Origin of the sequence: Streptomyces sp. NPDC006925 (genome assembly GCF_042869575.1) — a bacterium.
In the GTDB taxonomy this organism is placed as follows: domain Bacteria; phylum Actinomycetota; class Actinomycetes; order Streptomycetales; family Streptomycetaceae; genus Streptomyces.
This window is the reverse complement of the sequence record NZ_JBIAGB010000001.1, coordinates 429476-455003: the sequence shown is the minus strand read 5'-3', so window position 1 is coordinate 455003 and position 25528 is coordinate 429476. Positions and strand designations below refer to the sequence as shown.

The 25528-nt window shown below is 73.0% G+C and carries 27 protein-coding genes and 1 pseudogene; 19 read left to right on the top strand and 9 right to left on the bottom strand.

What is annotated here, in order from left to right; translation table 11 throughout:
• On the top strand, window positions 1-570 hold the full coding sequence (gene def, locus ACFYNS_RS02090) for a peptide deformylase (protein WP_388600145.1): 570 nt from the start codon (window positions 1-3) through the stop codon (window positions 568-570).
• A gap of 88 nt (window positions 571-658) precedes the next feature.
• On the opposite strand, the gene ACFYNS_RS02085 is transcribed toward def, so the two are convergent.
• Window positions 659-1336 carry a TetR family transcriptional regulator gene (locus ACFYNS_RS02085; RefSeq protein WP_388600143.1) on the bottom strand — a complete coding sequence of 226 codons (678 nt, stop codon included), beginning with the start codon at window positions 1334-1336 and terminating at the stop codon, window positions 659-661.
• Window positions 1337-1498: 162 nt separating this feature from the next.
• Between ACFYNS_RS02085 and ACFYNS_RS02080 the strand changes: the two genes are divergently transcribed.
• The 4 genes from ACFYNS_RS02080 (at window position 1499) to ACFYNS_RS02065 (ending at window position 4306) form a co-directional block, all read left to right on the top strand.
• Window positions 1499-2734, top strand: a complete 1236-nt coding sequence (locus tag ACFYNS_RS02080; protein ID WP_388600141.1) for an acyl-CoA dehydrogenase family protein — start codon at window positions 1499-1501, stop codon at window positions 2732-2734.
• A gap of 479 nt (window positions 2735-3213) precedes the next feature.
• Complete coding sequence (locus tag ACFYNS_RS02075; RefSeq protein ID WP_360294415.1) at window positions 3214-3498, top strand: hypothetical protein; 285 nt, start codon at window positions 3214-3216, stop codon at window positions 3496-3498.
• A gap of 18 nt (window positions 3499-3516) precedes the next feature.
• Complete coding sequence (locus tag ACFYNS_RS02070) at window positions 3517-3774, top strand: hypothetical protein (RefSeq protein ID WP_360294417.1); 258 nt, start codon at window positions 3517-3519, stop codon at window positions 3772-3774.
• Between the two features lie 190 nt (window positions 3775-3964).
• The gene (locus ACFYNS_RS02065) at window positions 3965-4306 is read left to right on the top strand and encodes a hypothetical protein (protein ID WP_388600138.1); all 342 of its coding nucleotides are present in this window, start codon (window positions 3965-3967) and stop codon (window positions 4304-4306) included.
• A 4-nt stretch (window positions 4307-4310) separates the two neighbouring features.
• Here ACFYNS_RS02065 and ACFYNS_RS02060 read toward each other — a convergent pair whose 3' ends face one another.
• Window positions 4311-4703, bottom strand: coding sequence for a VOC family protein (locus ACFYNS_RS02060; RefSeq protein ID WP_360294423.1), 393 nt, complete (start codon window positions 4701-4703; stop codon window positions 4311-4313).
• Window positions 4704-4747: 44 nt separating this feature from the next.
• Between ACFYNS_RS02060 and ACFYNS_RS02055 the strand changes: the two genes are divergently transcribed.
• Window positions 4748-5299, top strand: coding sequence for a GNAT family N-acetyltransferase (locus ACFYNS_RS02055; RefSeq protein ID WP_388600136.1), 552 nt, complete (start codon window positions 4748-4750; stop codon window positions 5297-5299).
• A gap of 72 nt (window positions 5300-5371) precedes the next feature.
• On the opposite strand, the gene ACFYNS_RS02050 is transcribed toward ACFYNS_RS02055, so the two are convergent.
• Window positions 5372-6100 (bottom strand): glycerophosphodiester phosphodiesterase family protein, encoded by a 729-nt coding sequence (locus ACFYNS_RS02050; protein ID WP_360294429.1) that lies wholly within the window; start codon window positions 6098-6100, stop codon window positions 5372-5374.
• Window positions 6101-6567: 467 nt separating this feature from the next.
• Between ACFYNS_RS02050 and ACFYNS_RS02045 the strand changes: the two genes are divergently transcribed.
• The 4 genes from ACFYNS_RS02045 to ACFYNS_RS02030 all read left to right on the top strand — a co-directional run bounded on the left by ACFYNS_RS02045 (window position 6568) and on the right by ACFYNS_RS02030 (window position 10579).
• Window positions 6568-7980 (top strand): DUF6421 family protein, encoded by a 1413-nt coding sequence (locus ACFYNS_RS02045; RefSeq protein ID WP_360294432.1) that lies wholly within the window; start codon window positions 6568-6570, stop codon window positions 7978-7980.
• Between the two features lie 53 nt (window positions 7981-8033).
• The gene (locus ACFYNS_RS02040) at window positions 8034-8816 is read left to right on the top strand and encodes an SDR family NAD(P)-dependent oxidoreductase (protein WP_360294435.1); all 783 of its coding nucleotides are present in this window, start codon (window positions 8034-8036) and stop codon (window positions 8814-8816) included.
• Complete coding sequence (locus tag ACFYNS_RS02035; protein ID WP_388600134.1) at window positions 8795-9904, top strand: threonine aldolase family protein; 1110 nt, start codon at window positions 8795-8797, stop codon at window positions 9902-9904. Before ACFYNS_RS02040 ends, ACFYNS_RS02035 begins: the two co-directional genes overlap by 22 nt.
• Before the next feature lie 93 nt (window positions 9905-9997).
• Entirely contained in the window at window positions 9998-10579 is a 582-nt protein-coding gene (locus tag ACFYNS_RS02030; protein WP_388600131.1) for a transglutaminase family protein, read from the top strand.
• Between the two features lie 135 nt (window positions 10580-10714).
• Here ACFYNS_RS02030 and ACFYNS_RS02025 read toward each other — a convergent pair whose 3' ends face one another.
• Window positions 10715-11293: an XRE family transcriptional regulator gene (locus ACFYNS_RS02025; RefSeq protein ID WP_360294443.1), complete on the bottom strand. Its 579-nt coding sequence runs from the start codon at window positions 11291-11293 to the stop codon at window positions 10715-10717.
• Between the two features lie 92 nt (window positions 11294-11385).
• Here ACFYNS_RS02025 and ACFYNS_RS02020 point away from each other — a divergent pair, with 92 nt between their 5' ends.
• Both ACFYNS_RS02020 and ACFYNS_RS02015 read left to right on the top strand, forming a co-directional pair.
• Window positions 11386-12369: an NAD(P)/FAD-dependent oxidoreductase gene (locus ACFYNS_RS02020; RefSeq protein WP_388600127.1), complete on the top strand. Its 984-nt coding sequence runs from the start codon at window positions 11386-11388 to the stop codon at window positions 12367-12369.
• A complete protein-coding gene (locus ACFYNS_RS02015) occupies window positions 12369-13685 on the top strand; it encodes an MFS transporter (protein WP_388600125.1) in 1317 nt (438 codons plus the stop codon). Before ACFYNS_RS02020 ends, ACFYNS_RS02015 begins: the two co-directional genes overlap by 1 nt.
• Before the next feature lie 82 nt (window positions 13686-13767).
• On the opposite strand, the gene ACFYNS_RS02010 is transcribed toward ACFYNS_RS02015, so the two are convergent.
• Window positions 13768-14487 carry a lysophospholipid acyltransferase family protein gene (locus ACFYNS_RS02010; protein WP_360294452.1) on the bottom strand — a complete coding sequence of 240 codons (720 nt, stop codon included), beginning with the start codon at window positions 14485-14487 and terminating at the stop codon, window positions 13768-13770.
• 154 nt (window positions 14488-14641) lie between these two features.
• Here ACFYNS_RS02010 and ACFYNS_RS02005 point away from each other — a divergent pair, with 154 nt between their 5' ends.
• The 3 genes from ACFYNS_RS02005 (at window position 14642) to ACFYNS_RS01995 (ending at window position 17064) form a co-directional block, all read left to right on the top strand.
• Window positions 14642-15010, top strand: a complete 369-nt coding sequence (locus ACFYNS_RS02005) for a thioredoxin family protein (RefSeq protein ID WP_360294454.1) — start codon at window positions 14642-14644, stop codon at window positions 15008-15010.
• Between the two features lie 210 nt (window positions 15011-15220).
• Window positions 15221-16012 (top strand): electron transfer flavoprotein subunit beta/FixA family protein, encoded by a 792-nt coding sequence (locus ACFYNS_RS02000; protein ID WP_074999672.1) that lies wholly within the window; start codon window positions 15221-15223, stop codon window positions 16010-16012.
• An 89-nt stretch (window positions 16013-16101) separates the two neighbouring features.
• Entirely contained in the window at window positions 16102-17064 is a 963-nt protein-coding gene (locus ACFYNS_RS01995; protein WP_388600121.1) for an electron transfer flavoprotein subunit alpha/FixB family protein, read from the top strand.
• 119 nt (window positions 17065-17183) lie between these two features.
• Here ACFYNS_RS01995 and ACFYNS_RS01990 read toward each other — a convergent pair whose 3' ends face one another.
• The gene (locus tag ACFYNS_RS01990) at window positions 17184-17633 is read right to left on the bottom strand and encodes a subtilase-type protease inhibitor (protein ID WP_074999670.1); all 450 of its coding nucleotides are present in this window, start codon (window positions 17631-17633) and stop codon (window positions 17184-17186) included.
• Between the two features lie 382 nt (window positions 17634-18015).
• Between ACFYNS_RS01990 and ACFYNS_RS01985 the strand changes: the two genes are divergently transcribed.
• Window positions 18016-19293 carry a DUF6986 family protein gene (locus ACFYNS_RS01985; protein WP_388600118.1) on the top strand — a complete coding sequence of 426 codons (1278 nt, stop codon included), beginning with the start codon at window positions 18016-18018 and terminating at the stop codon, window positions 19291-19293.
• Between the two features lie 180 nt (window positions 19294-19473).
• Here ACFYNS_RS01985 and ACFYNS_RS01980 read toward each other — a convergent pair whose 3' ends face one another.
• Both ACFYNS_RS01980 and ACFYNS_RS01975 read right to left on the bottom strand, forming a co-directional pair.
• Entirely contained in the window at window positions 19474-19980 is a 507-nt protein-coding gene (locus tag ACFYNS_RS01980; protein ID WP_360294465.1) for a MarR family winged helix-turn-helix transcriptional regulator, read from the bottom strand.
• A gap of 131 nt (window positions 19981-20111) precedes the next feature.
• Window positions 20112-21116: a LacI family DNA-binding transcriptional regulator gene (locus tag ACFYNS_RS01975; RefSeq protein ID WP_360303787.1), complete on the bottom strand. Its 1005-nt coding sequence runs from the start codon at window positions 21114-21116 to the stop codon at window positions 20112-20114.
• A gap of 351 nt (window positions 21117-21467) precedes the next feature.
• Between ACFYNS_RS01975 and ACFYNS_RS01970 the strand changes: the two genes are divergently transcribed.
• Window positions 21468-22412 (top strand): ROK family protein, encoded by a 945-nt coding sequence (locus tag ACFYNS_RS01970; RefSeq protein WP_388600115.1) that lies wholly within the window; start codon window positions 21468-21470, stop codon window positions 22410-22412.
• 188 nt (window positions 22413-22600) lie between these two features.
• Here the strand turns inward: ACFYNS_RS01970 and ACFYNS_RS01965 are convergent.
• Window positions 22601-23485 (bottom strand): annotated as a pseudogene (locus tag ACFYNS_RS01965) (DUF6597 domain-containing transcriptional factor); the annotation flags it as partial.
• Window positions 23486-23547: 62 nt separating this feature from the next.
• On the opposite strand from ACFYNS_RS01965, the gene ACFYNS_RS01960 reads away from it, so the two are divergent.
• Together ACFYNS_RS01960 and ACFYNS_RS01955 are read left to right on the top strand one after the other, a co-directional pair.
• The gene (locus ACFYNS_RS01960; protein WP_388600113.1) at window positions 23548-24117 is read left to right on the top strand and encodes a TIGR03086 family metal-binding protein; all 570 of its coding nucleotides are present in this window, start codon (window positions 23548-23550) and stop codon (window positions 24115-24117) included.
• 286 nt (window positions 24118-24403) lie between these two features.
• Window positions 24404-25450: an NUDIX domain-containing protein gene (locus ACFYNS_RS01955; RefSeq protein WP_388600112.1), complete on the top strand. Its 1047-nt coding sequence runs from the start codon at window positions 24404-24406 to the stop codon at window positions 25448-25450.
• Window positions 25451-25528 lie beyond the last annotated feature (78 nt).

The window sequence follows — 25528 nt, the reverse complement described above, 5'->3', positions numbered from 1 at the left end:
ATGCGACGCGGCCCCATTCCCGGCAGTACGGGTGCGGTGCATCCGCTGCGCACCTACGGCGACCCGGTGCTGCACACCCCCGGCCGCCCGGTGGACGGGGACGCCCGCCGGGCGCTGCCCGCGCTGGTGGACGACCTGTACGCGTCGATGTACGCGGCCCGCGGGGTCGGGCTGGCCGCCTGCCAGATCGGGGTGCCGCTGCGGGTGTTCGTCTACGACTGCCCCGACGACGAGGACCGACGCCATCGGGGCCATGTGATCAATCCGCGGCTGGTGCGTGTCGAGGGGGTGACCGTGCGCGGTCCCGAAGGCTGCCTCTCGCTGCCCGGCCTCGAGGCCCGCACTCCCCGCGCTGACCTGGCCGTCGTCGAGGGCGAGGACCTGACCGGGGCTCCGGTGCGGATCGAGGGGACCGGCTACTTCGCCCGCTGCCTCCAGCATGAGTGCGACCACCTGGAGGGCCGCATCTACACCGAGCGGCTCACCGGGCCGGCCCGGCGCCGTACGCTGCGGGCGGTGCGCAGGGCGCCGTGGTCGCGCCCGGCTGCGGAGGAACCGGGCCGCGGCTGACGGCTCGTCGCGCAGAGGTGCCGTCCCCGGAGCGGGCCGTCCCCGAAGCGGCCCCGCTCCGGCTCGGAGCCGGACGGCCGCGCGGCGGTCAGAACCGGGCGCTTCCCACCCGGTCGCCCGCCGCGGCCAGCCTGCCCCACAGCAGATCGGCCAGGTGCCGCACCAGCAGGGCCCGGTCGCAGGGCTTCTCGCGCAGCCACCAGTCCCCGGCGGCGTGCATCATGCCGACGATGCCGTGCCCCCACACCCGGGCCAGTTCCTCGCTCTCCGGACCCAGGTCGAGCCGCTCGGCGATCACCTCGCCCAGCTCCTCGCCCAGTTGCCGCAGCAGCGGGGCCGAGTGCTGGCCCACGTCGAACCCCCGCTCGCCGCCGGACGAGCCGCCCTCCGCCGGATGCATCAGGAACCGGTAGACCTGCGGGTGTGCCTCGATGGCGGCCAGATAGGTGTCCAGGGTCGCCTCGACGCGCTCGCGCCGCTCCCGGGGCGCGTCGAGCGCGGCCCGCAGCGAGGTCAGCAGTGCTTCGGTGTGCCGGGAGGCGAGCGCGCGGTAGAGGCCGCCCTTGTCACCGAAGTGCCGGTAGAGGATGGGCTTGGTGATGCCCGCCTCGGCGGCGATCGCGTTCATGGAGGCCCCGGGGCCTTCGCGGAGCACGACCCGTTCTGCGGCCTCCAGCAGCTCCCGGCGGCGCTGCCCGGTGTTCTCGGACCGGTCGGTCCGGTCTGCGGTCCGGTCTGCGGTCCGGTCTGTCGGTGTGGTCCCCATGGTGCTTCTCCCCGCCCCTGTCCGCTGCTCCTGCCGCGCCGAAACGTAACACCCTCACGTGCACGGATGCGGTGGTGAGCGGGAGTTGACAGCCCCTACTCACGGGTAACAGACTGCGGATTACCGATGGTAACGAACCTCTACAGGCGGAGGACCCCGACGATGGCCGAGACCGAGTTCGCACTGGATCTCAACGACGACCAGAAGGAAGTCCGCGACTGGCTCCACGGATTCGCCGCCGACGTGATGCGCCCCGCGGCCGCCGAGTGGGACGAGCGCGAGGAGACCCCCTGGCCGATCATCCAGGAGGCGGCCAAGATCGGCCTCTACTCGCTCGACTTCTACGCCCAGCAGTACTTCGATCCCACCGGCCTCGGCATCCCGATGGCGATGGAGGAGCTGTTCTGGGGCGACGCGGGCATCGCGCTGTCCATCGTCGGCACCGGTCTCGCCGCGGTCGGCGTGCTCGCCAACGGCACCGAGGAGCAGATCGGAACCTGGGTGCCGCAGATGTACGGCGATGCCGCGGACGTGAAGGTCGCCGCCTTCTGCTCGTCCGAGCCGGACGCGGGGTCGGACGTGGCCGCCATGCGCACCCGCGCGAAGTACGACGAGGCCGCCGACGAATGGGTGCTCGACGGCACCAAGACCTGGGCGACCAACGGCGGTATCGCCAACGTCCACGTGGTGGTCGCCAGCGTCGACCCCGACCTCGGATCCAAGGGGCACGCCTCCTTCATCGTCCCGCCCGGCACCCCGGGACTCTCGCAGGGCCAGAAGTTCAAGAAGCACGGCATCCGCGCCTCGCACACCGCCGAAGTCGTCCTCGACGGTGTCCGGGTGCCCGGCCACTGCCTCCTCGGGGGCAAGGAGAAGCTCGACGAGCGCCTCGCCCGCGCCCGCGAGCGGGCCAGGAAGGGCAGCGGCGAGCGGGTCAAGAACGCGGCCATGGCCACCTTCGAGGCGTCCCGCCCCGCGGTCGGCGCCATGGCGGTCGGCACCGCGCGCGCCGCCTACGAGGTCGCGCTCGACTACGCCAGGACACGCGAGCAGTTCGGCCGCCCGATCATCGACAACCAGGGCGTCGCCTTCCAGCTCGCCGACATGCGCACCAGCATCGACGCCGCCCGGCTCCTGGTGTGGCGCGCATCCTGGATGGGGGTGACGGGCCGCAGGTTCGAGTCCGCCGAGGGCTCCATGTCCAAACTGTTCGCCAGCGAGACGGCCAAGAAGGTGACGGCGCAGGCCGTCCAGCTCCTCGGGGGCAACGGCTACACCCGCGAGTACCCGGTGGAGCGGATGCACCGGGACGCGGCCATCTATTCCATCTTCGAGGGCACCAGCGAGATCCAGCGCCTGGTCATTGCCCGCACCCTCGCGGGCATGCCGATCCGCTGAAGCGTCCGTGCAAGGGGACTTGCATGGACCAGTCAGCCCGTGCAGGTCCCCCGGAGGCGGTCGATCCGGGGGACCTGCACGGCGCGGACGGACCAGCCCGGCCACGTCCCGAGCGCCCTCGAAGCCGCCGACCCGCGACCCGCGGCCCGCCACCCGCGCCGCCTGCCAGGAGCACTCCTCACCAACGGCAACGGATCCGGCGAACCCCAGCCCACCGTCGACGGCGCCGGCATCGCGCGGATCTGCCTGCGAACCGGAGCGCGAATCCTCAGCACTTGCTTCGCGGGAACTCTCGGCACTTGCTTCGCGGGAACTCTCGGCCGAAAACATGGAGGATGTCTCGACGCATGTGCCCACACCTGTGCGCCGGCCGCCGTCCCCGCGCTAATGTCGTGTCACTGCGACCAATGGATATTGATCGCTCACAGTCACCTGGCTAGCGCGTCGAGTACCGCGGGTCTGAGTACGAAGGGGTCGGCATGAGTGACCAGCCGTGGACCATCGAAAGCATCCGCGACGCCCTCCGAGACCCCGACCTGGCACAACGCTTCCTCGGCGAGATCAACGAAGCCCCCGCGCATCAGCTCCTGCACGTCTTCGCCAAGTGGGAGAGCATCGCGAAGAACCGGCAGGCAGCCTTCACCGAGAACCAGGACATCATCGCCCGCGAGCAACGCGGCGAAGGCCCCGCTGAAGGATCCGTCGACGTCACCGCCCAGGTCCTCGCAGAAGCTGCCCGAATCCGGTCACGCGGAGCCGCGTGATCTGACAACCTCTACGGGGTGTACAAGCTCCGTCACTCCAACGCGGCCGTCGCCGCCGTCTGGGACAGCCTCCCTACCGACGCCAGGGAAGAACTCGACCTCGCCCTCTTCGACACCATCGAGGACCCCTACGGCGCCACCCAGCCTGTCAACGGCGACAACCCCGCAGACGTCGAGCGCACCCTCACCCTCCGATTCACCTCCGTCACGCTCCTGATCATTGACGCGCCGCCCATCCGACGTGTCTACCTCCGCACCATCGACCTCATCGGCTGAACCCGCCACGAAGCGCTCTCAGGCATGCCGATCCGTTGACCCGTCGCCGTCCGGACCACGCCCGACCCGCGGACGAGCGGCGCAGCCACCGGACCACCAGGGGCCCGGGAGACGAGGTGGTCGCGCGTGGCCGCGGGGTCGCCAGCCCGTAGCCGGCGAAGACCAGCAGCGTCAGCTTCGGATTGAGCAGTTGAGCAGAACGGCGGACCCGGTCATCCGGGACGCCGGGCGCGGAGCGCCCCCCCTCGGCTCGTCCGGCGCTCTCAGCGTGCTGGTGTCCCGCAACGTGCCCCCACGCGCACTCCGCAGCAGACAGGCCGCGTCCGCGTACTTGAGGTCCTGGAAGGCCACCGCGCTGGTGCGGCAGCGCGGCCAGGCCGCAGAGCGTCGCCTGCGCCTGCGGCAGGATGCCGAGCGTGCGGGCCAGGGCCGCCACCAGGCCGGTTCGTCTGCGGTGTGCGAGTCCGTCGCCGAGGGCGTCGCGGTGCTCGCCGGGCTGCTGCCGGCCGCCGGGTCGTCGCGCGGTCCCTGAGGGCTCAGATGCCGGGCCGGTGGCGCAGCGGGTGGTCGGCCGGGATCTGCACCAGGACCAGCCGGTGCCCGTCCGGGTCGGCGATCCACATCTCGATCAGGCCCCAGGGCTCCTGGACGGGCGGGCGCAGGATCTCCGCGCCCGCCGCGCGCAGCTCCTCGTGCGCCGCGGCCGCGTCGGCGACCTGGAGCCAGAGCTGGAGGGTGCGGGAGGGCGGCTCCGTGCTGCGCCCGGAGACCTCCAGGAAGCCGCCGCCCAGGAAGTAGACGGTGCCCCGCTCCGGTCCGGTGCCGAACTCGCGGGCGATCTCCAGGCCGAGCGTCCGCCCGTAGAAGGCCCGCGACCTGTCCGGATCGGTGGGCCGCAGCAATACCCGGCTGCTCAGTACATGCACCATGCCCGCACTCTAGTTCCGCGGTGCTCCGGATAGAGTCGGCTGACATGAGTGACACCGCACAGCGGGGCGGGCTGCCCCTGACTTTCCGGCGTGCCGACGAGGCGGACATCCCGGCTCTGACCGCACTCGTGGAGTCCGCGTACCGGGGCGAGGCGAGTCGGGCGGGCTGGACCACCGAGGCCGATCTGCTCGACGGACAGCGCACCGACCCGGAGGGTGTCGCCGCGGTCGTCCGCGACCCGAAGAGCATCCTGCTGGTCGTCGAGCGGGACGGCGCTCTCGTCGCCTGTTGCCAGCTCGAACACCACGGCGCGGAGGCGTACTTCGGCATGTTCGCCGTCAGTCCGCTGCTGCAGGGCGGCGGCGTCGGCCGCGCGGTCCTGGCCGAGGCGGAGCGCACGGTCCGCGCCGAGTGGGGCACCGAGCGGATGCGGATGCAGGTGATCCGGCAGCGCGAGGAGCTGATCGCCTGGTACGAACGGCGCGGCTACCGCCGCACCGGGGAGCTGAGCCCCTTCCCCTACGGGGACGAGCGGTTCGGTCTGCCGCAGCGGCCCGATCTGGCCTTCGAGCTGCTGGTCAAGCCGCTGGAGTGAACCCCCGCGCGGCTGTACCGTGACCGTGTGCGGACCGGGCCGGGGCCGGCTCGCACGTGGCAGGCCGCGAGGTCAGGAGGCGGCGCCCTCGGGCGCCGGATCACCGTACGGTCCCCCGCCGAGCGGGTGCCGGGCCGCCTGCCCGATCGCGGGCAGGTCGGTGACGACGCCGTCCAGCCCCAGCTCCCGGGCGCGGGCCAGTTCCGCCTCGGTGTTGACCGTCCAGCTGATGACCTGGATCCCGGCGGCATGCGCCCGCTCGACGATGTCGGCCTCCAGGTGCCGCAGCTCGAGCGAGACCATCCCCGCGCCCAGCTCCCGGGCGCGCTCCGGGGCCGTCGGCGAGGAGCGCCCGGCCACCAGCACCAGCGGCATCTGCGGCAGGTGCTCGCGGGTCTCGCGCAGCGCCTCGGCGTGGAAGGAGATGACGGTCACCCGGTCGTGCAGGTCCCGCTTGCTGATCGTCTCGGCGAGCACCCGTGCCGCGGCCCGGTCCTTGATCTCGGCCTGCAGCGGGCTGGACACCGCGTCCACGACCTCGTCGAAGACCGGCACCCGCTCGCCCCGCCCCGCGTCCAGCCGGCGCAGCTCGGCCAGGGTGAGGCCGCCGATCGGCCCGCTGCCGTCGGTGGTGCGGTCCACGTCCGCGTCGTGCATCACCACCAGTTCGCCGTCGCTGCTCAGATGCAGGTCGAGTTCGAGGACGTCGAGCCCTTCGCGTTCGGCGCGGACGAAGGAGCGCAGCGTGTTCTCGGGCTCGACGCCCATCACTCCGCGGTGTCCGACGGTCAGCAGTGGCACGGCGCTCTCGCTTTCGGCGGGGACGGCGGTGGCCGCCACCCTAGGTCATGTCCGCAGGTCCGCGCGTCGGGTGCCCGGCCCACCTCGGGGGCGTCGGCGGTGCCGGCGGGTGTCGCCGAGGGGCTCCGCAGCTCCGCCCGTCCTGCCGCCGTCCCGTGGCCGCCCGTCCCGGGGACCGCGCCCCTTCGCACGGACGACGCCGCGGGCCGGACGCTCCCGGGCCCCGCCCCACGGGCGCCGCGGGTACCCGCCGCGGCCACCCGCCGCGGGCACCGCTCCGGCGGCGGTCCGCATACCGCGCCCAGCGGAGGGAACTGGGAAAGGCGGCGGCGTCACCGGCGCTGCGCCGAAAAAATAACGGTCTACCCCGGGTTCGTGCAGGATATTCTTCTGCATCCTCCCCTTGAGTGCGGACGCCCGTCCGGATACGGTTCTCCTACGCGAGTTTCTCCTGTGGAGGGGTCAACATGACGGAAATTCTTTCGCCCGCGCCCGCACCGGGCGGTGTTTCGCCGTCCTCGGGCGGAGCCGCCGAAAGTGTGGCCGCGCACCCCGCCTGGTCGGTTCTGAAGGCCGCCGTGGAGGCGGTCCGGCCCGCCCAGTCCAAGGACGGCTCGATCGACTTCGACGCCGAGGGCGCTCCTGCCCGGGCGGACATCCGGGCCGAGCTGGACCGGGTGGTGGCCGCCGTGCAGGAGCTCTCCCCGCTCCTGCCGCACGACGCCGACTACCACCGCGCCCTCGTGGCCGACCTGCGCCGCTGGGCCGACGACGGCTTCGGCGTGCCCGACTTCCTCGACTCGCTGCTCGCCTTCCAGCCCGCGGCCGACCGCGCCGACGGCCTCCAGCACCTGGTCGTCTTTCCCATGTACACGCAGAACGGCAACCCGGACCGGAACCTGGAGGCGCTCGTCCTGCGCATGGTCTGGCCCGACTGGCTGGCCGAACTGGAGCGCACCCGCTACGACAACCCGCTCTTCTGCGGGATCACCTTCGAGGACTTCACCGCGGGCTACGACACGCACTCCGCCGTGCTCTTCCCGGAGACCATCGCCGTCCGCGAGGCGCCCGAGCGCTTCACCTGGGGCGGCATCTTCTGCGACCGTGAGGCGGCCCGCTTCCGCCGCGTCGTCGAGGCGGCCTGCGAGGTCACCAGCCTGGAGCTGCCCGAGGACGCCCGCGATCTGCTGGCCGACCAGGAGCGCTGCCAGCAGACCTTCGTCCTGTGGGACATGGTGCACGACCGCACCCACAGCCACGGCGACCTGCCGTTCGACCCGTTCATGATCAAGCAGCGGCAGCCGTTCTGGATGTACGGCCTGGAGGAGCTGCGCTGCGACCTGACCGCCTTCCACGAGGCCGTCAAGCTCGAGGGCGACGGCCTGCCGCAGGGCCGGGACGTGCAGTACGCCGTCATCCTGGAGCGGCTCTTCCGCTTCCCGGTCACCGGAGCGCGCCGGCGCAACTACGACGGCCTCGGCGGGCAGCTCCTGTTCGCCTATCTCCACCAGCACGACGCGCTGCGCTGGCGGGACAACAAGCTCTCCATCGACTGGGACCTCGCCCGCCGGGTCACCGTCGCGCTGCGCGAGGAGATCGAGGAGCTCTACCGCGCCGGTATCGACCGGCCCAAGATCGTCCACTGGTTCAAGGCGTATGAGCTGGTCTCCCGCTACCTGGCCCCGCACCCCGGCTCCACCTGGGCCAAGGGCCCCGACGCGCTGGATCTGACCCTTCCGCCACGCAAGCTGGTCGACGAGGTGCTGCCCGACGAGTTTCCGCTCAGCATGTTCTACGAAGCCCTCGCGAAGAAGCTCCGCGGTGTGATCGCATCGACCGAGGGCATCACCGCGCACGGCCCGGTCCGGGCCGCCGCGTGAGCGGGTCACCCCAGGGGCGCAGCGGTGGGCAGGAGCACGAGGAGGCGACGGAGATGACGGACAGCACGACACGGCGCGGGTACGAGGGGAACGGCGAGGGCAGCCTCCGGGGCCGGGTGGTCGCGGTCGCCGGGGCGGCCGGTCCCGCCGGGCAGGCGACACTGCTGCGGCTCGCGGAGGAGGGTGCCACCGTCGTCGCCTGCGACGCGGACGCGGAGCGCCTCGCCCAGGCCGTGGACGCCGCGCGCTTCGCGCACGGGGGAGCCACCGTGACGGGCGACACCGTCGACCTGCTCAGCCTGGAGGAGACCCGGGCCTGGGCGGACAAGACGGAGAAGGAGTTCGGCCGGATCGACGGCCTGGTGCACCTGGTCGGGGGCTGGCGTGGTTCGTCCTCGTTCGCCGAGACCGACCTGTCCGACTGGGACACCCTGCACAACCTGCTGGTGCGCACCCTCCAGCACACCTCCCTGGCCTTCGAGGGCGCACTCAAGCGCGCGGGTGACGGCCGGTTCCTGCTGATCAGCGCACTGGGTGCCAGCAAGCCGACCGCCGGCAACGCCGCCTACGCCGCCTCCAAGGCAGCGGCCGAGGCGTGGACGCTGGCGCTCGGCGACTCCTTCCGCAAGGCGGGGGGCGAGAGCGGACCGTCGGCCGCCGCTGTCATCCTGGTGGTCAAGGCGCTGGTGCACGACCAGATGCGGGCCGACCGGCCGAACGCGAAGTTCGCGGGCTTCACGGATGTCAAGGACCTCGCCGAGGCCGTCGCCGGCACCTGGAACGAGCCCGCCGAAGAGCTGAACGGAACCCGCCTGTGGCTGACGCCCAACCCCTGAACCGACCCGGCCGCCCCGGGGAGTCGCCGGGCACCGACGCCAAGCGCCGCCACGACCCTCAGATCCGCGGTTTCGCCAGCGACAACTACGCGGGCGCGCACCCCGAGATCCTCGCGGCGCTGGCGCTGGCCAACGGCGGGCACCAGTCGGCCTACGGCGCCGACGACTACACCGAGCACCTCCAGACGGTCGTACGCAGCCACTTCGGGCCGCGCGCCGAGGCGTTCCCGGTCTTCAACGGGACCGGCGCCAACGTCGTCGCGCTGCAGGCCGTCACCGACCGGTGGGGCGCGGTGATCTGCGCCGACACCGCGCACATCCACGTCGACGAGTGCGGGGCGCCCGAGCGGGTCGGCGGTCTCAAGCTGCTCACCGTACCCACGCCGGACGGCAAGCTGACCCCGGAGCTGATCGACCGGGAGGCGTTCGGCTGGGACGACGAGCACCGGGCCATGCCGCAGGTGGTCTCCTTCGCCCAGAACACCGAACTGGGCACGCTCTACACGGTGGAGGAGATCCGCGCCCTGTGCGACCACGCGCACGAGCGGGGGATGCTCGTCCACCTCGACGGGGCGCGGATCGCCAACGCGGCGGCGGCGCTGGACGTCCCGATGCGGGCGTTCACCAACGCGGCGGGTGTGGACATCCTCTCCTTCGGCGGCACCAAGAACGGCATGCTCTTCGGCGAGGCCGTCGTGGTGCTGAATCCGGACGCGGTCCGCCATATGAAGCATCTGCGCAAGCTGTCGATGCAGCTCGCCTCCAAGATGCGCTTCATATCGGTGCAGTTGGAGGCCCTGCTCTCGGGTGACCTGTGGTTGCGCAACGCACGGCACTCCAATGCGATGGCCCAGCGCTTGGCGGCGGGTGTGCGTGAGGTGTCGGGTGTGGATATCCGCTACCCGGTGCAGGCGAACGCCGTCTTCGCACGGTTGCCGCACGAGGTGAGCGAACGCCTGCAGAAGCGCTACCGCTTCTACTTCTGGGACGAGGCGGTGGGCGAGGTGCGCTGGATGTGTGCGTTCGACACCACAGAGCAGGACGTGGACGGCTTTCTCGCCGCGCTCCGCGAGGAGATGGGGCGCTAGCGCACCGGACTTCCCGCATACTCGCCCGAATATTTATGCGGCCCGTCGTAATTGTATTGAGTTACGGCGGGCCGCGCCGTACCCTGGCGCGGCATGAAGCTCACCCCCGTCACCGCGGACGACTCCGCCTACCTCGCCGCCGACGACGTCGTCGACCACACCCATCCCCTGGTGCGGGAGACGGCGGCACGGCTGCGCTCCGGCACCGACGGCGATCCGGCCGCGTACGCCCGTGCCGCCTACGAATTCGTCCGCGACACCATCCCGCACTCCGCCGACGTCGAGGACTGGCGGATCACCTGGCGGGCCTCGGACGTCCTCGCCCAGCGGGTCGGCATCTGCCACGCCAAGTCCCACGCCCTGGTCGCCCTGCTGCGTGCGGAGGGCGTCCCCGCGGGGTTCTGCTACCAGAAGCTGAACGTCCTCCACGGGCTGATCGCGGTGCGGCTCCCCGGCTCGCGGCACTGGGTGCGGCAGGACGCGCGGGGCAACAAGCCGGGAGTGAACGCCCAGTTCAGGCTGGACCGCGAACAGCTCGCCTTCCCGGTGTGGCAGGAGAAGGGGGAGTGCGACTACCCGGTGCTCTACGCCGCGCCGCACCCGGTGGTGGTGCGGGCACTGCGGCAGGCCACGGGTCCGGCGCGGCTGTGGCAGTTGCTCGACACGGCGCTCTAGCCCGGCGGCGGGGGCGGGCCTCCCCGCTCCCACGGGAGGGGAGTCATGGGCGGCCCGCTGCCGCTCCGCCCGCGGCCTCCCGCCGGCCTCTCCCCTGCGAGCGCCGCCCGGGCGGACACACGACGGGCTCCCGCGTCAGCGGCGCGGGGTGCGCAGGTGGATGCGCTCCCCCTGCTTTCCGAAGAGGCTGAGCACCTCGACGTCCCCGCGTCCGGCCGCGCCGAACCAGTGCGGAATCCGGCAGTCGAACTCGGCCGCTTCGCCCGCTCCCGCGACGAAGTCCTGGTCGCCCAGTCGGACGCGGAGCTGCCCGCGGAGCACATAGAGCCACTCGTGGCCCGCGTGGGTCCGCAGATGGGGCTGATCGTCGTGCCCGGGGATGGTCATCTTGTAAGCGCGGGGTTCTCCCTGCTGCCGCGACAGCGGGATCAGCACCCGGCCGTCTTTCTTGGTGGGCTGCTGCGGTACCCGAGGGTCGAGAATCCGGGGCGCGGCCACGACCTCGTCGAGCGGGATGCCGAGCGCACCGGTGATCGGCAGGAGCAGTTCGAGGCTCGGCTTGCGCTGCGCCGACTCCAGCCGCGACAGCGTGCTCGTCGAGATGCCGGTGGCGCGCGCCAGATCGGCCAGGCTGACGCCCTTCTTCTGGCGGGCGCGTCGCAGCCGGGGAGCGATCTGTTCGAGCACGGCGCCGACGCTGGGTTGCGGGTCCATGGACGCAGTCAAACCAATGTGTCCCGGAATCGGCAAGAGACTTTGTCGAAAGTGGAACGTCCTCCCGATTCTGTCGGTGGAGGTGATCCGTTATGGACGCAGCAACCGCTGCAGGAAGTACCTGGGACGCCGTCGTCATCGGCGGCGGGGCCGCCGGTCTGGCGGCCGGGATCGTGCTCGCACGGGCGCGGTTCGCGACGTTGACAGTCGACGGCGGCGCTCCCCGCAACGGGCCCGCCGACCACATGCACGGGTATCCGACCCGGGACGGCATGGCGCCGGGGGAGTTCGTCGCGACCGGGCAGAGCGAGTTCGGCCGGTACGGCGGGACGCTCCTGCGGGCATCGGTGGCCGGGGCGCGGCGCGCCCCGGACGGGACGTTCGAGCTGCGGCTCGGGGACGAGCACGCGGTGCGCACCCGGTCGGTGCTGGTCGCCACCGGGCTGACCGACGAGCTGCCCGACATCCCCGGACTGTCCGAGCGGTGGGCATCCCAGGTGCACCACTGCCCGCACTGCCACGGCTACGAAGTACGGGGACGCGCTCTCGCCGTGCTCGGCAGCCCGATGGCGGCGGTGTCGGTACATCTGGCCGCGCTGCTGCGCCGCTACAGCCCGACGGTGGCGTTCTGCGTCAACGGCGTCGAGGTCGGCGCCGCCGAGCGGCAGCGCCTCACGGCGTACGGGGTGCGCCTGGTCGACGGGCGCGTCACGCGAGTCGGAGCACCCGCCGGTGCCCGGGACGGGGACGCGGTCGCCATCGAGCTGGACGACGGCGAGTCCGTCGTGTGCGAGGCGATCTTCGTGGCGCCCAGCCCCGCGCCGCACGACGCGATCCTGGCCATGCTGGGAGCGGGCAGGGACCCGGTGAGCGGGCTCGTCGCCGTCGACGCGCAGGGCGCCACGGACGTCCCCGGGGTCTGGGCGGCCGGGAACGTGGTCAATCCCCGGGCGCAGGTCGTCACGGCCGCGGGGGCCGGCTCGACCGCCGCCATCAACATGAGCGCCTGGCTCCTCGAGCGGGAGCTGTCCGCCGCGGTCCAGGGCGAGCAGCCGGCCCCGGGGGGTGCGCTCTGATGGCGGGCACCGTGGAGACCTCCCGCACCGGCCGCCACGACAGGCTGCCCCTCGGCGTGTACCTGCTGGGCTTCAGCCTGTTCGCGATGGGAAGCGCGGAGTTCCTGATGGCCGGCGTGCTGCCGGCGGTGGCCGAGGACCTGGACATCACGCTCTCCTCGGCCGGTTTCCTGATCACCGCGTTCGCGCTCGGTGTGGTGGTCGGCGGACCGCCGTTCGCCGTGCTCAGCCTGCACTGGCCCCGCCGCACCGCGCTGGTGGTGACCCAGAGCGTCTTCGCCGGCTGCGTCGCCGTCGGACTGCTGGGCGACTACCGCGTCCTGCTGGTCACCAGGGTGCTCTCGGGCATCGCCTACGCGGGTTACTTCGCCGTCGCGTCGGCCACCGCGATCAGCCTGGTGACGCCGGACCGCAACGCCCGCGCCTCCGGAGTCGTGGTCAGCGGGCTGAGCGTGGCCATGGTCGCCGGCGGTCCCGCGGGCACGCTGCTCAGCCACTTCACCGAGTGGCGCGGCGGTTTCTGGGCCGTCGTGGCCCTGACGGCCGCGGGGATCCTCGGCTGCCTGTCCGGACTCCCCGCCGCCGCTCCGGGCACCGAGCGGTCCGCCGGGCCGAGCGTGCCGCGGGAGCTCGCCACGATGCGGAGACCGGCGCTGTGGGGCATCTACGGGATCACGATCCTCACCACTGCGGCCTACATGATCACATTCAACTACCTGGCGGCGATGCTCGAGGACATCACCGCTCTCTCCGAGGCGGCCGTCCCGGGGGTCCTGGCGCTGTTCGGACTCGGAGCCTTCGTCGGTCTGTCCATCGGCGGCCGTGTCTCCGACCGGCGCCCGCACCTGGCGCTCCTCACCGGCGCTTCGGCGACCGTGCTCCTGTCGGTTGTGATGGTCGCCGCGATCCACCGGGTGTGGGCGGTGGTGCCCACGGTCTTCCTGGCCGGCATCGCCGCGTTCGTCCTGAACCCCGCTCTCTACGGACGGGTCTTCGCCATCGCGGCAGAGGCGCCGACCCTCGCCGGTGCCACCACCGTTTCGGCCTTCCAGTTGGGCATCAGCATCACCCCCGTCCTCGCCGCCGCCTCGCTCGCGCGGGGTGCCGCCCTCACGTCGGTCTGCCTGATCGGGGCCGCCCTCGCCGCGGCCGCCGTGCCGCTCATCCTCCTCGACCGGGCCCGGCAGCTCCGCTCGCGGCGCCTCGCAGTGGCGGACGCGGCCCCGGTCGCCGGCCCCGCGCCGAGCGACGAGGCCGGCCCGGCGCGGGCGGGGGAGGCCGCTCCGCGGTCCGGACCGTCCGCACGAACGCCGTAGCCGGGGGCGCCCCGAGAGCCGGGGCGCCCCCATGGCGGCCCCGGTGGCGGGGACCATGCGGTGCGCCGGGCCGGTCACCCGGTCACTGCGTGCGGGCCTGCGCGGGTGTGGGTGCGCTGCCGCCGAGGTGGGCCGGCAGCCACCAGGTGTCGTCCGGCGTCCGGGGCGTGGCCGGGTAGGCGCGCTGCGCCGTCTCCAGCAGCTCCTGCATCCGCTCGCGCAGCCGCTCGGTGATGCCGCGCACCGACTCGTGCGGCTCCGCCTCGATCGGCTCGCCCACCCGGATTCCGACGGGGAAGTGGTTGCGGCCGAAGTCCCGCTTGTGGCCCTTGGTCCACAGCCGCTGGGTGCCCCACAGGGCCATCGGGACGAGCGGTACCCGGGCGTCCTGTGCCAGCCGGGCCGCGCCGCTCTTGAAGTCCTTCAGAGTGAAGGAAGGGGAGATGGTCGCCTCCGGGAAGACGCCCACGACCTCGCCGGACCGCAGTGCCTGCAGCGCGTGCTCGTACGCGTGCTCGCCTCGCGAGCGGTCCACGGGTATGTGCTTCATGGCGCGCATCAGCGGTCCGGAGACCTTGTGCCGGAAGACCGACTCCTTGGCCATGAAGCGCACCAGCCGTTTTGCGGGGCGTGCCGCGAGGCCGGTGAAGAGGAAGTCCAGGTAGCTGATGTGGTTGCTCACCAGCACGGCGCCGCCGCGGGAGGGCACATGTTCGGTGCCGCGGATGTCGAAGCGCAGGTCGAGAGCCTTGAACCACGCTCGTGCCGCACCGATCACCGGCGGGTAGAGGAGATCTGCCACGTCGGGGTAACCCTTCGTCTCGGGATGCCGGTACTTACGGGGGCGTAACTTCCGACTCCGGCAGATCGTTCCCCAAAGCGTTGCTCCTGGCTACCCTCACGGCAGACTTGTCCGTATGCACGCGGGAATCGCGGTAATCGCAGGAATCACAGGAATGGAGGTCTTCGTGGTGGAGCGGGTGGAGCGGTTGAGCCCCGGGATGATCGGTGCCGGTGCGCGGCTGGGGGAGCGGGCCACCCTCCTGCAGTTCTCCAGCGCCTTCTGCCAGCCCTGCCGTGCCACCCGCCGCACGCTCGCCGAGGTGGCCGCCATGGTCGAGGGCGTCGCGCACCTCGAAATCGACGCCGAGGAGCACCTGGCGCTCGTGCGCGAGCTGGAGGTGACCGGCACACCCATGGTGTTCGTCCTCGACGCCCGGGGCCGGATCGTCAGGCGGGCGACGGGGCAGCCGCGCAAGGCGGACGTCATCGCGGCGCTGGGCGCCGCGGTCGACGCGTCCCAGGCGGCCGCGGATCCGGAGTGATCGAGATCCTGCCCCGGGGCACTCGCTTCGCACCGTCCCGCGTGATGGAGTTGGGCTGTTCCCGCTCCCCGTCGGCGACGGTTGGCAACGTCACAGTTCGGCGGTCTTGAGAACGGGGAACGTGCTGGATGTACTGACGAGTAATATTGTGGACGGACGCCCGGTCCCACCGGACCGGAACCCGTGAGTCGAAGCAGTAGGAGAGCCGGCGTGAGCTTGAGGATCGTTGTCTGTGTGAAGTACGTGCCCGACGCCACCGGTGACCGGCACTTCGCGGAGGACCGGACCACCGACCGCGAGTCGGTCGACGGGCTGCTCTCCGAGCTGGACGAGTACGCCGTCGAGCAGGCCCTGCAGATCGCCGACTCGGACGGGGTCGACGACGCGGAGATCACCGTGCTCACCGTGGGCCCGGAGGACGCCAAGGACGCCCTGCGCAAGGCGCTGTCCATGGGCGCGGACAAGGCCGTGCACGTCGAGGACGACGACCTGCACGGCACCGACGCGCTGGGTACCTCCTACGTCCTGGCCAAGGCCATCGAGAAGACCGGCTACGACCTGGTCGTCTGCGGCATGGCCTCCACCGACGGCACGATGGGCGTGCTGCCCGCGATGCTGGCCGAGCGGCTGGGCGTGCCGCAGGTGACGCTGCTGTCCGAGGTCTCCGTGGCGGACGGCAAGGTGACCGGGCGCCGTGACGGCGACACCGCCACCGAGCAGCTCGAGGCCCCGCTCCCGGCGGTCGCCTCCGTCACCGACCAGTCCGGCGAGGCCCGCTACCCCTCCTTCAAGGGGATCATGGCCGCCAAGAAGAAGCCCGTCGAGTCGCTGGACCTCGACGACCTGGACATCGAGGCCGAAGAGGTCGGCCTGGAAGGCGCCTGGACCAAGGTCGAGGACGTGGCCGAGCGCCCCCCGCGTGCCGCGGGCACCGTCGTCGACGACGAGGGCGAGGGCGGCAAGCAGCTCGCCGCGTTCCTCGCGGAGCGCAAGTTCGTCTGAGGCGGCCCGGCCGCCGCGGCGGCTCCGCCGGAACCGGCCGCACCCTCGTCCCATCGACCTCCCACTGATCTTCCGCAGGAGAGCACCCCATGGCTGAAGTCCTTGTCTACGTCGACCACGTGGACGGCGCCGTCCGCAAGCCCACCCTCGAACTGCTGACCCTCGCCCGCCGGCTGGGCGAACCGGTCGCCGTGCACCTCGGCCCGAACGCCGCGGACGCCGCCAAGACGCTCGGCGAGTACGGCGCCACCCGGGTACTGGCCGCCGACGCCTCCGAATTCGCCGACTACCTCGTCGTCCCGAAGGTGGACGCGCTGCAGGCGGCCTACGACGCCGTCTCGCCCGCCGCCGTGCTGGTGCCCTCCTCCGCGGAGGGCAAGGAGATCGCGGCGCGGCTCGCGGTCCGCCTCGGCTCCGGCATCGTCACCGACGCGGTCGACCTGGAGGCCGGTGACGAGGGCCCGGTGGCCACGCAGTCGGTCTTCGCCGCCGCCTTCACCACCAAGTCCCGGATCACCAGGGGCACTCCGGTCATCACCGTCAAGCCCAACTCGGCCACCCCGGAGGCGGCTCCCGCCGCCGGCGCGGTCGAGGAACTGGCGGTCGGCTTCGGCGACACCGCCACCGGCACCAAGGTCACCTCGCGCACCCCGCGCGAGTCCACCGGCCGCCCCGAGCTGACCGAGGCCGCGATCGTGGTCTCCGGCGGCCGCGGCCTCAACGGCGCCGAGAACTTCCCGCTGATCGAGGGGCTGGCCGACTCGCTGGGCGCCGCGGTGGGCGCCTCCCGCGCGGCGGTAGACGCCGGCTGGTACCCGCACTCCCACCAGGTGGGCCAGACCGGCAAGAGCGTCTCGCCGCAGCTCTACATCGCCACCGGCATCTCCGGTGCGATCCAGCACCGCGCCGGTATGCAGACCTCGAAGACGATCGTGGCCATCAACAAGGACTCCGAGGCCCCGATCTTCGACCTGGTCGACTACGGCGTCGTCGGCGACCTCTTCCAGGTCGTCCCCCAGCTCACCGAGGAGATCAAGGCCCGCAAGGGCTGACGTTCCCCCGGCAGTTCGACGGCTGAGCCCCGCACCGGTCAGGTGCGGGGCTCAGTACGTTCCTGCCGCGCCGCCTCCGGGGGCCGGTTGGGCTCCGCCGGCGGCTTCCGGGGCGTCGGTCAGAAGGCGAAGACGGAACTGCCCTCGACTCGCTTCTGGCAGGCGTTGGCGAAGGTGCGCTCGTAGTTGACGCGCTCGCCCTGCCACACGCCCTGGGCGGTCACCACGATGGGCCGCCATTCCTTGGTGCAGAAGGTCTGCTCGCCGCCCTCCGCCAGGGCGTCGAAGTTCCCACCGGAGGCCCGCAGCCGGGCGCACGCGTCCTGCGCGGCGGGGTGGCTGCCGGACGGGGCCGGCATGCAGTTCAGGGTGACGGCACGCTGGGGTGCCGTGGTCGCGGCGCTCTCGCCGTCCGCGATGGTGAGCACCAGGGCCGAGGGGGCGTACAGCGAGGTGGCCTTGGCAGGCGCGGCCTCGGCGGGTGCTGCCGTGAGCGCGAGGGCGCTGACGGCGCCCGTGACAGCAGCCGCCGTGGTGAGGACGGTGCGCCAGGGTGCGGTCTTCCGCATTGTGTGCTTCCTTCCGCTTTGGGGTAAGTGCCGGATCTATCGGCGAAAGTGAGTTTGCCGAGTCCGCGTGAACAAAGCACATCGACCCCTGCTGTTTCGGTAACGTTTTGCGTTGAATCAGTGGCGCAAAGTGACACCTTTCCGCTCCTGCGGCCTGCGGTGACACCCCCGTCTCGCGCGCTCGTCCCGTCCGGATGGCCTGATCGTCGTGTTTCACGACGACCGGAAACCGTGGTTCGGGCCGGCCCCCGCCCTTCCCGGTGGCTCCGCTGCACCCGCCCCCAGGAGGCCCTTGACTGGCTGGTCAGGCCACCATTAGCGTCACGGCACCGACTTCAACGTTTTGTTGATGTCGGGTCGGAGTGCGGGAGAGGGAGTACAGATGGCGCAGGGCGGGACCGTCGGGACCAGCTTGGGCAGCGGCGTACTGGAAGGGGTGTCCCGGCTGCTGGAGCCGGTGGACGCCGAACTCGCCCGCCGCTACCCGGGGGAGCCGAGCACCCGGCAGCCGGTGCACACCGTCTATGTCCCCGCCGACACCGTTACGCCCGGCACCGTACGGGAATGGGGCGAAACCGCCCGGGCGCTGCTCGACGCCCACGCGCCGGACGCCGCATCCCTCGCCCGAGTCCTCGGCATGGACGAGGCGCTGGCCGGGCCGGTCCACACGCGGATCCAGGACAAGCTGCGCCGGGAGCCCGTGGAGGACCTGCGCATCGACTTCGAGGACGGCTACGGCGTCCGGCCCGACGACGAGGAGGACGCCGCCGCCCTCCGGGCCGCCGCACTGATCGCCGACACCTTCGCCGAAGGCACCCCCGGGCCCGCTCCCGCCTGCGCGGGCATCCGGATGAAGTGCATGGAGGCCGCCGTCCGCGACCGCGGCATCCGCACCCTCGACCTCTTCCTGACCGGCCTCATGGAGGCGGGCGGACTGCCCGGCGGCCTGGTGCTGACCCTGCCGAAGGTGACCTACCCAGAGCAGGTCACCGCGATGGCCCGGCTGTGCGCGGAGTTCGAGCAGGCCCGCGGCCTGGCGCCGGGCCGGATCGGGTTCGAGATCCAGATCGAGACCACGCAGTCGATCCTCGGCGCCGACGGCCGGGCCACCGTCGCCCGGCTGATCGACGCCGCCGAGGGCCGCGCCACCTCACTGCACTACGGCACCTTCGACTACAGCGCCTCGTGCGGAGTCTCCGCCGCCTACCAGGCCATGGACCACCCCGCGGCCGACCACGCCAAGGCCGTGATGCAGGTCGCCGCCGCGGGTACCGGGGTCCGGCTCTCCGACGGCTCCACCAACATCATCCCCACCGGCGACCAGGAGCAGGTCCACGACGCCTGGCGGCTGCACCACTCGCTGGTCAGGCGCTCGTTGTCGCGCGCCTACTACCAGGGCTGGGACATGCACCCCGGCCATCTGCCCACCCGCTACGCCGCCGTGTACGCCTTCTACCGCGAGGGCATGCGGCGGGCCGGTGAACGGCTGGCCGCCTATGTCGAGCAGGCCGGGGGCGAGGTGATGGACGAGCCGGCGACCGCCCGCGCCCTCAGCGGCTATCTGCTGCGCGGCCTCGACTGCGGCGCGCTCGACGCGGCCGAGGTCACCGCGGTCTCCGGGCTCGACCGCTCCGGGCTCGACCGCCTAGCGGGCCGCTGAGCCCGTCCGTTCTCCGGGCGGCCGCCCAGGTCTCGCGCGGCCGCCCGGGCCCCGCCGCGCCGGGCACGCTGCGCGGCCGGAAGGGCTGCCCGGGCGCTGCGGCCGGGAGGGCCAGGTCCGCGCCGTGCCGTCGATCGGCGCAGGGTGTCCGTTCCGCCGCCCCCGGCGGAACGCGCCCGGTCAGATGCCGGCGCTCAGCCGCTCCCAGTCGTCGGCCAGAGCGGTCAGCTCGCGCAGCAGCCGTTCGCGGTCCGCGGGCTCGTAGGGGGCCAGGAGCCGCTCGTTGAGCTCCCGCGCCCGACCGTCGGCCTCGCGGAGCGCCCGTTCGCCCTCCGCCGTGAGGAAGAGCAGCTTGCGGCGCCCGTCCGCCGCCGCGGTCCGCCGCTCCAGCAGCCCGCGATCCTCCAGGCGCCGGGCCAGGTCCGCCATGGTGGAGGTGTCCAGGGCGACGGCGGAGGCCAGCGACCTCTGGTCGCAGCCGGGGCTGACCCCCACCGTCGTCAGGACGGCGAACTGCGGTCCGGTCAGTGTCGGGCCGACCGTCCGCAGCCACCCCGCGAGATACGCCTGATGAAGGCGCCGCACCTGGTAGCCGGGCGCCGCGGTGAGCACGGCGGGAGCGGACGGGGTGGCGGGCGCCGTCGCGGAGGCCGCCGCTGGTGTCCCTTCCGGGGTCTTCTCAGCCATGTACCCACTTAAGCACGGGAGTTGGGAACGCCGGCGGCCCCGTCCGTACCGCGGGAGACAGCGGCGCCGGCGCGCCGGCGCCGCTGTCTCCCGCGGTACGACGCTCCGCCGTCCCCCCACTGGCGGCGCGCTCAGCCGCTCGGCGGGATCTCGCCCGAGCCACGGGCGATCAGCGTCGTGGGGCGCGAGACGGTACGGGGTTCGTCGTCGGCGCCGTCCAGCCGCCTGAAGAGCAGTTCGGCCGCGCTGCGACCGAGGTCGGCCGGGTCCTGGGCGACGACCGTGACCGGCGGTGAGAGCAGATCGGCCAGCTCGAAGTCGTCGAACCCCACCAGCGCCACCGGCCGCTCCCGCCGCTCGGGCGCGGCCAGCACCCGCACGAGCGTGACCGTCACCCGGTTGTTGCCCGAGAAGAACGCGGTCACCGGCTCACCGCCGCGGCCGCCCTCCAGCATCCGGACCGCGTCGGCCCGCACCCGGTCGGCGTGGGTGCCGCCGGGTGCCACCCAGGACTCCGTCACCGGCAGCCCCGCCTCGGCCATCGCGGCCCGGTAGCCGCGCAGCCGCTCCTCCGCGGTGTGGATCCCCGGCCGGTCGCCGATGTACCCGATCCGCCGGTGCCCGTGGGCGATCAGATGGGCGACGCCCTCGCGTGCGCCCTCGAAGTTGTCGGAGAGCACCAGGTCCGCGGCTATCCGCCCCGGGGGCCGGTCGACGAAGACGGTGGCGACACCCGCGGCGATCTCGGGGGCCAGATAGCGGTGGTCGTCGCTGGCCGGGATGATCACCAGGCCGTCGACGCGGCGGGCGCACAGTGCCAGCGCGAGTTCCTGTTCCCGCTCCGGGTCCTCCGCGCTGGACCCGTTGATCAGCAGCGCCCCGTGCGCGCGGGCGACCTCCTCCACCGCGCGGCTGAGCGGGGAGTAGAACGGGTCGGCGAGGTCCTCCAGCACCAGGCCGATGCTGGCCGTGGTCCCCTTGCGCAGCACGCGGGCACTGTCGTTGCGCCGGAAGCCGAGCGAGGTGATGGCCTCCTGCACCCGCTGTTCGGTGTCCTGGGAGACCCCCGCCTCGCCGTTGACGACCCGTGAGACGGTCTTGAGGCCGACGCCCGCCTGGGCGGCCACGTCCTTCATCGTCGGCCGGCCCCCGTGGCGGCGCCCGCCGTGGCGCGCTCCTGCGGCGTGGAGGCTCGCGGGGAGCGGGGGGCGGGCGGGATCGGAGGCGTCGGCGGCCACGGGTGCTGTCCTTGTCCTGGGGAGCGGAGGTCGGCGCGGTGCGGGGTGGTGGGCGGCGGGTACTGTCCGGCGGTGAGGAGTGCGCCGGCCCTGCGGGCAGGTTCGGTGATCGCGGTACGGAGCAGCATAGCGGCGTCGGCGCGGCAAGTCTGGACAACGTTGTCAGATCACGGAAGTCTTGCAAGACTTGTGCGGTCCGCCCCGCGCACCGTGCGGGCCCGCCACCGCACGCGCAGGAGCCGACCGCCCATGCCCAACGACCTCGTCGCCGCGCTCGACATCGGTGGCACCAAGATCGCGGGTGCCCTGGTGGACAGCGGTGGCGGGCTCCTGGCCCGCACCCAGCGGCCCACCCCCGCGCAGGAGAGCGCCGAGCGGATGGCCGCGACCGTGGACGAGGTGCTCGGCGAACTGACCACAACCCCGCACTGGTACCGCGTCGGCGCGGTCGGCATCGGCAGCGCGGGCCCCGTGGACGCCAAGGCCGGCACCGTCAGCCCGGTCAACATCCCCGCCTGGCGCGCCCACCCGCTCGTCGCCGGCGTCCGTGAGCGGGCGGGCGGCCTCCCCGTCGCGCTCATCGGCGACGGCCCGGCGATCGCCGCGGCCGAACACTGGCAGGGTGCCGCCAAGGGCCACTCCGACGCCCTGTGCATGGTCGTCTCCACGGGCGTCGGCGGGGGCCTGATCCTGGGAGGCGCCCTCCATCCGGGGCCCACCGGGAACGCCGGCCACATCGGGCACATCAGCGTCGACATGGACGGGGGCCTGTGCCCCTGCGGCTCCTACGGCTGCGTCGAGACCGTCGCCAGCGGCACCAACATCGCGCGCCGCGCCCTGCAGGCCGGCTGGCGCCCCGGGCCCGACCAGGACGCCACCGCCGCGGGCGTGGCCGCCGCCGCCCGCGCGGGCGACCCGCCCGCCCGCGCCGCCTTCGAACGGGCCGCTCGCGCGCTGGCGGCCGCCATCGCCGCCACCGCCACCCTCGTCGAGGTCGAGATCGCGGTCGTCGGCGGCGGCGTCGCCCGCGCGGGCGAGGTGCTCTTCGCCCCGCTGCGTACGGAACTCCAGCGGTACGCGACCCTGCCCTACATCCAGGACCTCGCACTGGCCCCCGCCGCCACCGGTACCGACGCCGGGCTGATCGGCGCGGGCGCTGCGGGCTGGAGGCTGCTGGAGACCGGCACCGTCTGAGCCGCCCCGCCCCCGCCCCCGGCCGCAGGCCCGGGTCAGGGAAGCCGGTCCCGCCCTCCGGCACCGGGCCCTGCGCGCCCGGACCCCGAGCCGTGGTCCTCCGGCCCGTGGTCCTCCGGCCCGTGGTCCTCCGGCCCGCGGTCCCCCGGGCCGGGGGAGGCCGGAGGGCGCGGCTCCGCCGCCGCGGCGCGGACGTACGCCGCGGGGGAGACGCCCACCGCCGCGGTGAAGTCGCGGATGAGGTGGGACTGGTCGCTGTAGCCGAGCTCGGCGGCGAGCCGGGCCCAGTCCGTTCCGGGGCCGCCGGCGCGCTCCATCGCCTCGTGGACCCGGTACCGCAGGATCGTCCACTTCGGGGTGACCCCGATGTACGTGGCGAACAGCCGCTGGAGACTCCGCACCGAGCGGCCCCCGGCCGCGGCGAGGTGCTCGACCCGTAGCACCGAGCGGTCCGTGCGCACCCGGTGCGCCAGGGCCATGGCCTGTTCGGCCGCCGGGTCAGCGGCAGGGCGCAGGGAGAGCAGGAAGGCGTCGAGCGCGGCCACCCGCTCCCCCTCCCGGTCCGGGGCCAGCACCAGGGCCGGCAGCGCGGCGCCGTGCGGGCCGAACGCCTCGTCGAGCGCGAGCCCTCCACCGGTGAGCTGGGTGAGGGGGCGTGGCGCGGCCAGGAAGGGCCGGAACCCGCCGGGCCGGAACTGCACCCCGACAACCCGTCCGACGGACTCGAGTTCGGTGCAGAAGACGCCGGTGCCCACCCCGGACACCAGCCCCGTCGCCGGTGCCGCATCCGCAGGGCCGCGCCGTTCGAGGACGAGATTGACGCACGGGTGCGGTACGACCCGGGCGACGTAGGGCTGCTCCAGATTCCAGTCGATCAGCCAGTAGTGCTCGATCCAGCGGCGCAGCGGTTCGGCCGGGAGCCTGCGCCGGAAGTCGACCCGCGCCAGCAGGCCGGGGGCCTGCACGATGCCCCGGGTGTCCCGGCGGGGGGCCTCGCCGGCTTCGCCGTCGCCGGGGCCCGTGCTCCCGCTTCCCGTGCTCCCGCTTCCCGTGGGACCGCTGCGACCTGCCATGACGCGGATGCTATGTCGTGTTTCTTCAAGTCGCCGCCGCGGGCCCGGCCTAGCGTGGCGGTATGGCGAACACGATCTCCCCTCTCATCGACAGCGCGGCCCGTGCGACCGACCCCGTGGTCCGCGGGGTGCGGGACGAGCAGCTGAGCCTGCCCACGCCGTGTGCCGACTACGATGTGCGGGCCCTGCTCAATCACCTCTTCCACGTCGTCATCGGCTTCCAGGCGCTGGCCGGCCGGGGCACCGCGGACTTCAGCAGCACCCCTGACCGGCTCACGGGGGACTGGCGCGCCCGCTTCCGGGAGGAGACGGTCGAGCTGGCAAAGGCGTGGTCGGCCCCCGACGCGCTGGAGGGTGTCTCCCAGGGCATGGGGCTGCCGCAGCGCACTGTCGCGCACATGGTGATGGGCGATCTGCTGGTGCACGGCTGGGACCTCGCCCGCGCGACGGACCAGGACTACCGGCCCGATCCGGCCGCGCTCGACGAAGCCGGGCCCGCCTTCGCGGAGATGGCGCCCATGGCCCGCAAAGCGGGGGTCTTCGGCGAGGAGATCCCGCCGCCTCCCGGTGCCACCCCCTTCGAACGGCTGCTCATGCTCTCCGGCCGCGACCCCGGCTGGTCCTCCCGCTGACGCCGATCGCGCCGTTCCCCGCAGCCGGCGGCGGCCGCCCGCCGCTCGGCTCTCCGACGGTCCGGCGACCGGCGGCCGGGCCGCCGCCGGGCCACCGCCCGGATCAGGGTCGGAATACCTCCGTCCGTGGACACTGATCCCCCTCTCGGGGGTCGCACGCGCCTGCCGTACGCGCCGGGGCGCGGGCGCCGTGCCTCGTTCAGCGCCGGGAGAGCCGCCCCGGCGCGTTTCCCGCACCGGGTGATGCGGGCAACTGAACGGGGACAACGGATGAGGGGGAAACACCGTGATCGTCTGGCTGAACGGCGCTTTCGGCGCGGGCAAGACCACTGCGGCGTACGAACTCCTGGACCTGCTCCCAGGCAGCACGCTCTACGATCCCGAAGTCATCGGCGCGGAACTGCGCTGGATGCTGCCGAAGGAACACCTGGCACAGGTAGCCGACTTCCAGGACCTGCGCTCGTGGCGGCGGCTCGTGGCGGACACGGCCGCCGCTCTGCTGAGCGAGGTCCCCGGGCCGCTGATCACACCCATGACGCTGCTGCGCCGCGCATACCGGGACGAGATGTTCGGCGCCTTCGCCGCGCGCCGCATCCCCGTACGGCACCTGCTGCTGCACGCCGAGGAGGCCGTGCTGCGCGAGCGGATCGACACCCGCGCCGCCGCGGACGGCGGTACCACCAGAGCCTGGTGCCTGAGTCATCTGCGTCCCTACCAGGAGGCGCTGCCCTGGATCGAGTCGGAGGCACACACCATCGACACCACCCACCTCGGTCCGCGGCACACCGCCGAGCGCCTCGCCGAGGCGATCGGCGCGGGGGAGGGCGCGGTGGACATCGTGCAGACCCCCGAGCCGACGGCCGAGACGGTCGCCGCCGGAATCCTGCTGTTCGACGACCGCGACCGGGTGCTGCTCGTCGACCCGACCTACAAGCCCGGCTGGGAGTTCCCCGGCGGCGTCGTGGAGCGCGGGGAGGCCCCCAGCGCCGCCGGGGTGCGCGAGGTGTTCGAGGAACTCGGGCTGCGGCTGACGGGTGAGCTCGGGCTGCTCGTCGCCGACTGGGAACCGCCGCAGCCGCCGGGGTTCGGCGGGATGCGGCTGCTCTTCGACGGTGGACGGCTCACCCCGGGGGAGGCCGCAGCGCTTCTGCTGCCCAGCGCCGAACTCCGTGGCTGGCGGTTCGTCACCGAGGGCGAGGCCGCGGAACTGCTGCCTCCGGTGCGACTGGAGCGGCTCCGCTGCGCCCTGCGGGCCCGCCGCGCGGGACAGCCGCTGTACCTGGAGGGCGGCGTCCCGACCGGCGCGGCCGATCCGGGCAAGCTGCTGCGCTGAGCCGGGCCCTCCCTTCCTCGCCCGGCGGCGCCCCGGCGGCAGCCTCTCCGCCGTCCGGGTCGGCCCCTGGTGCCGGGC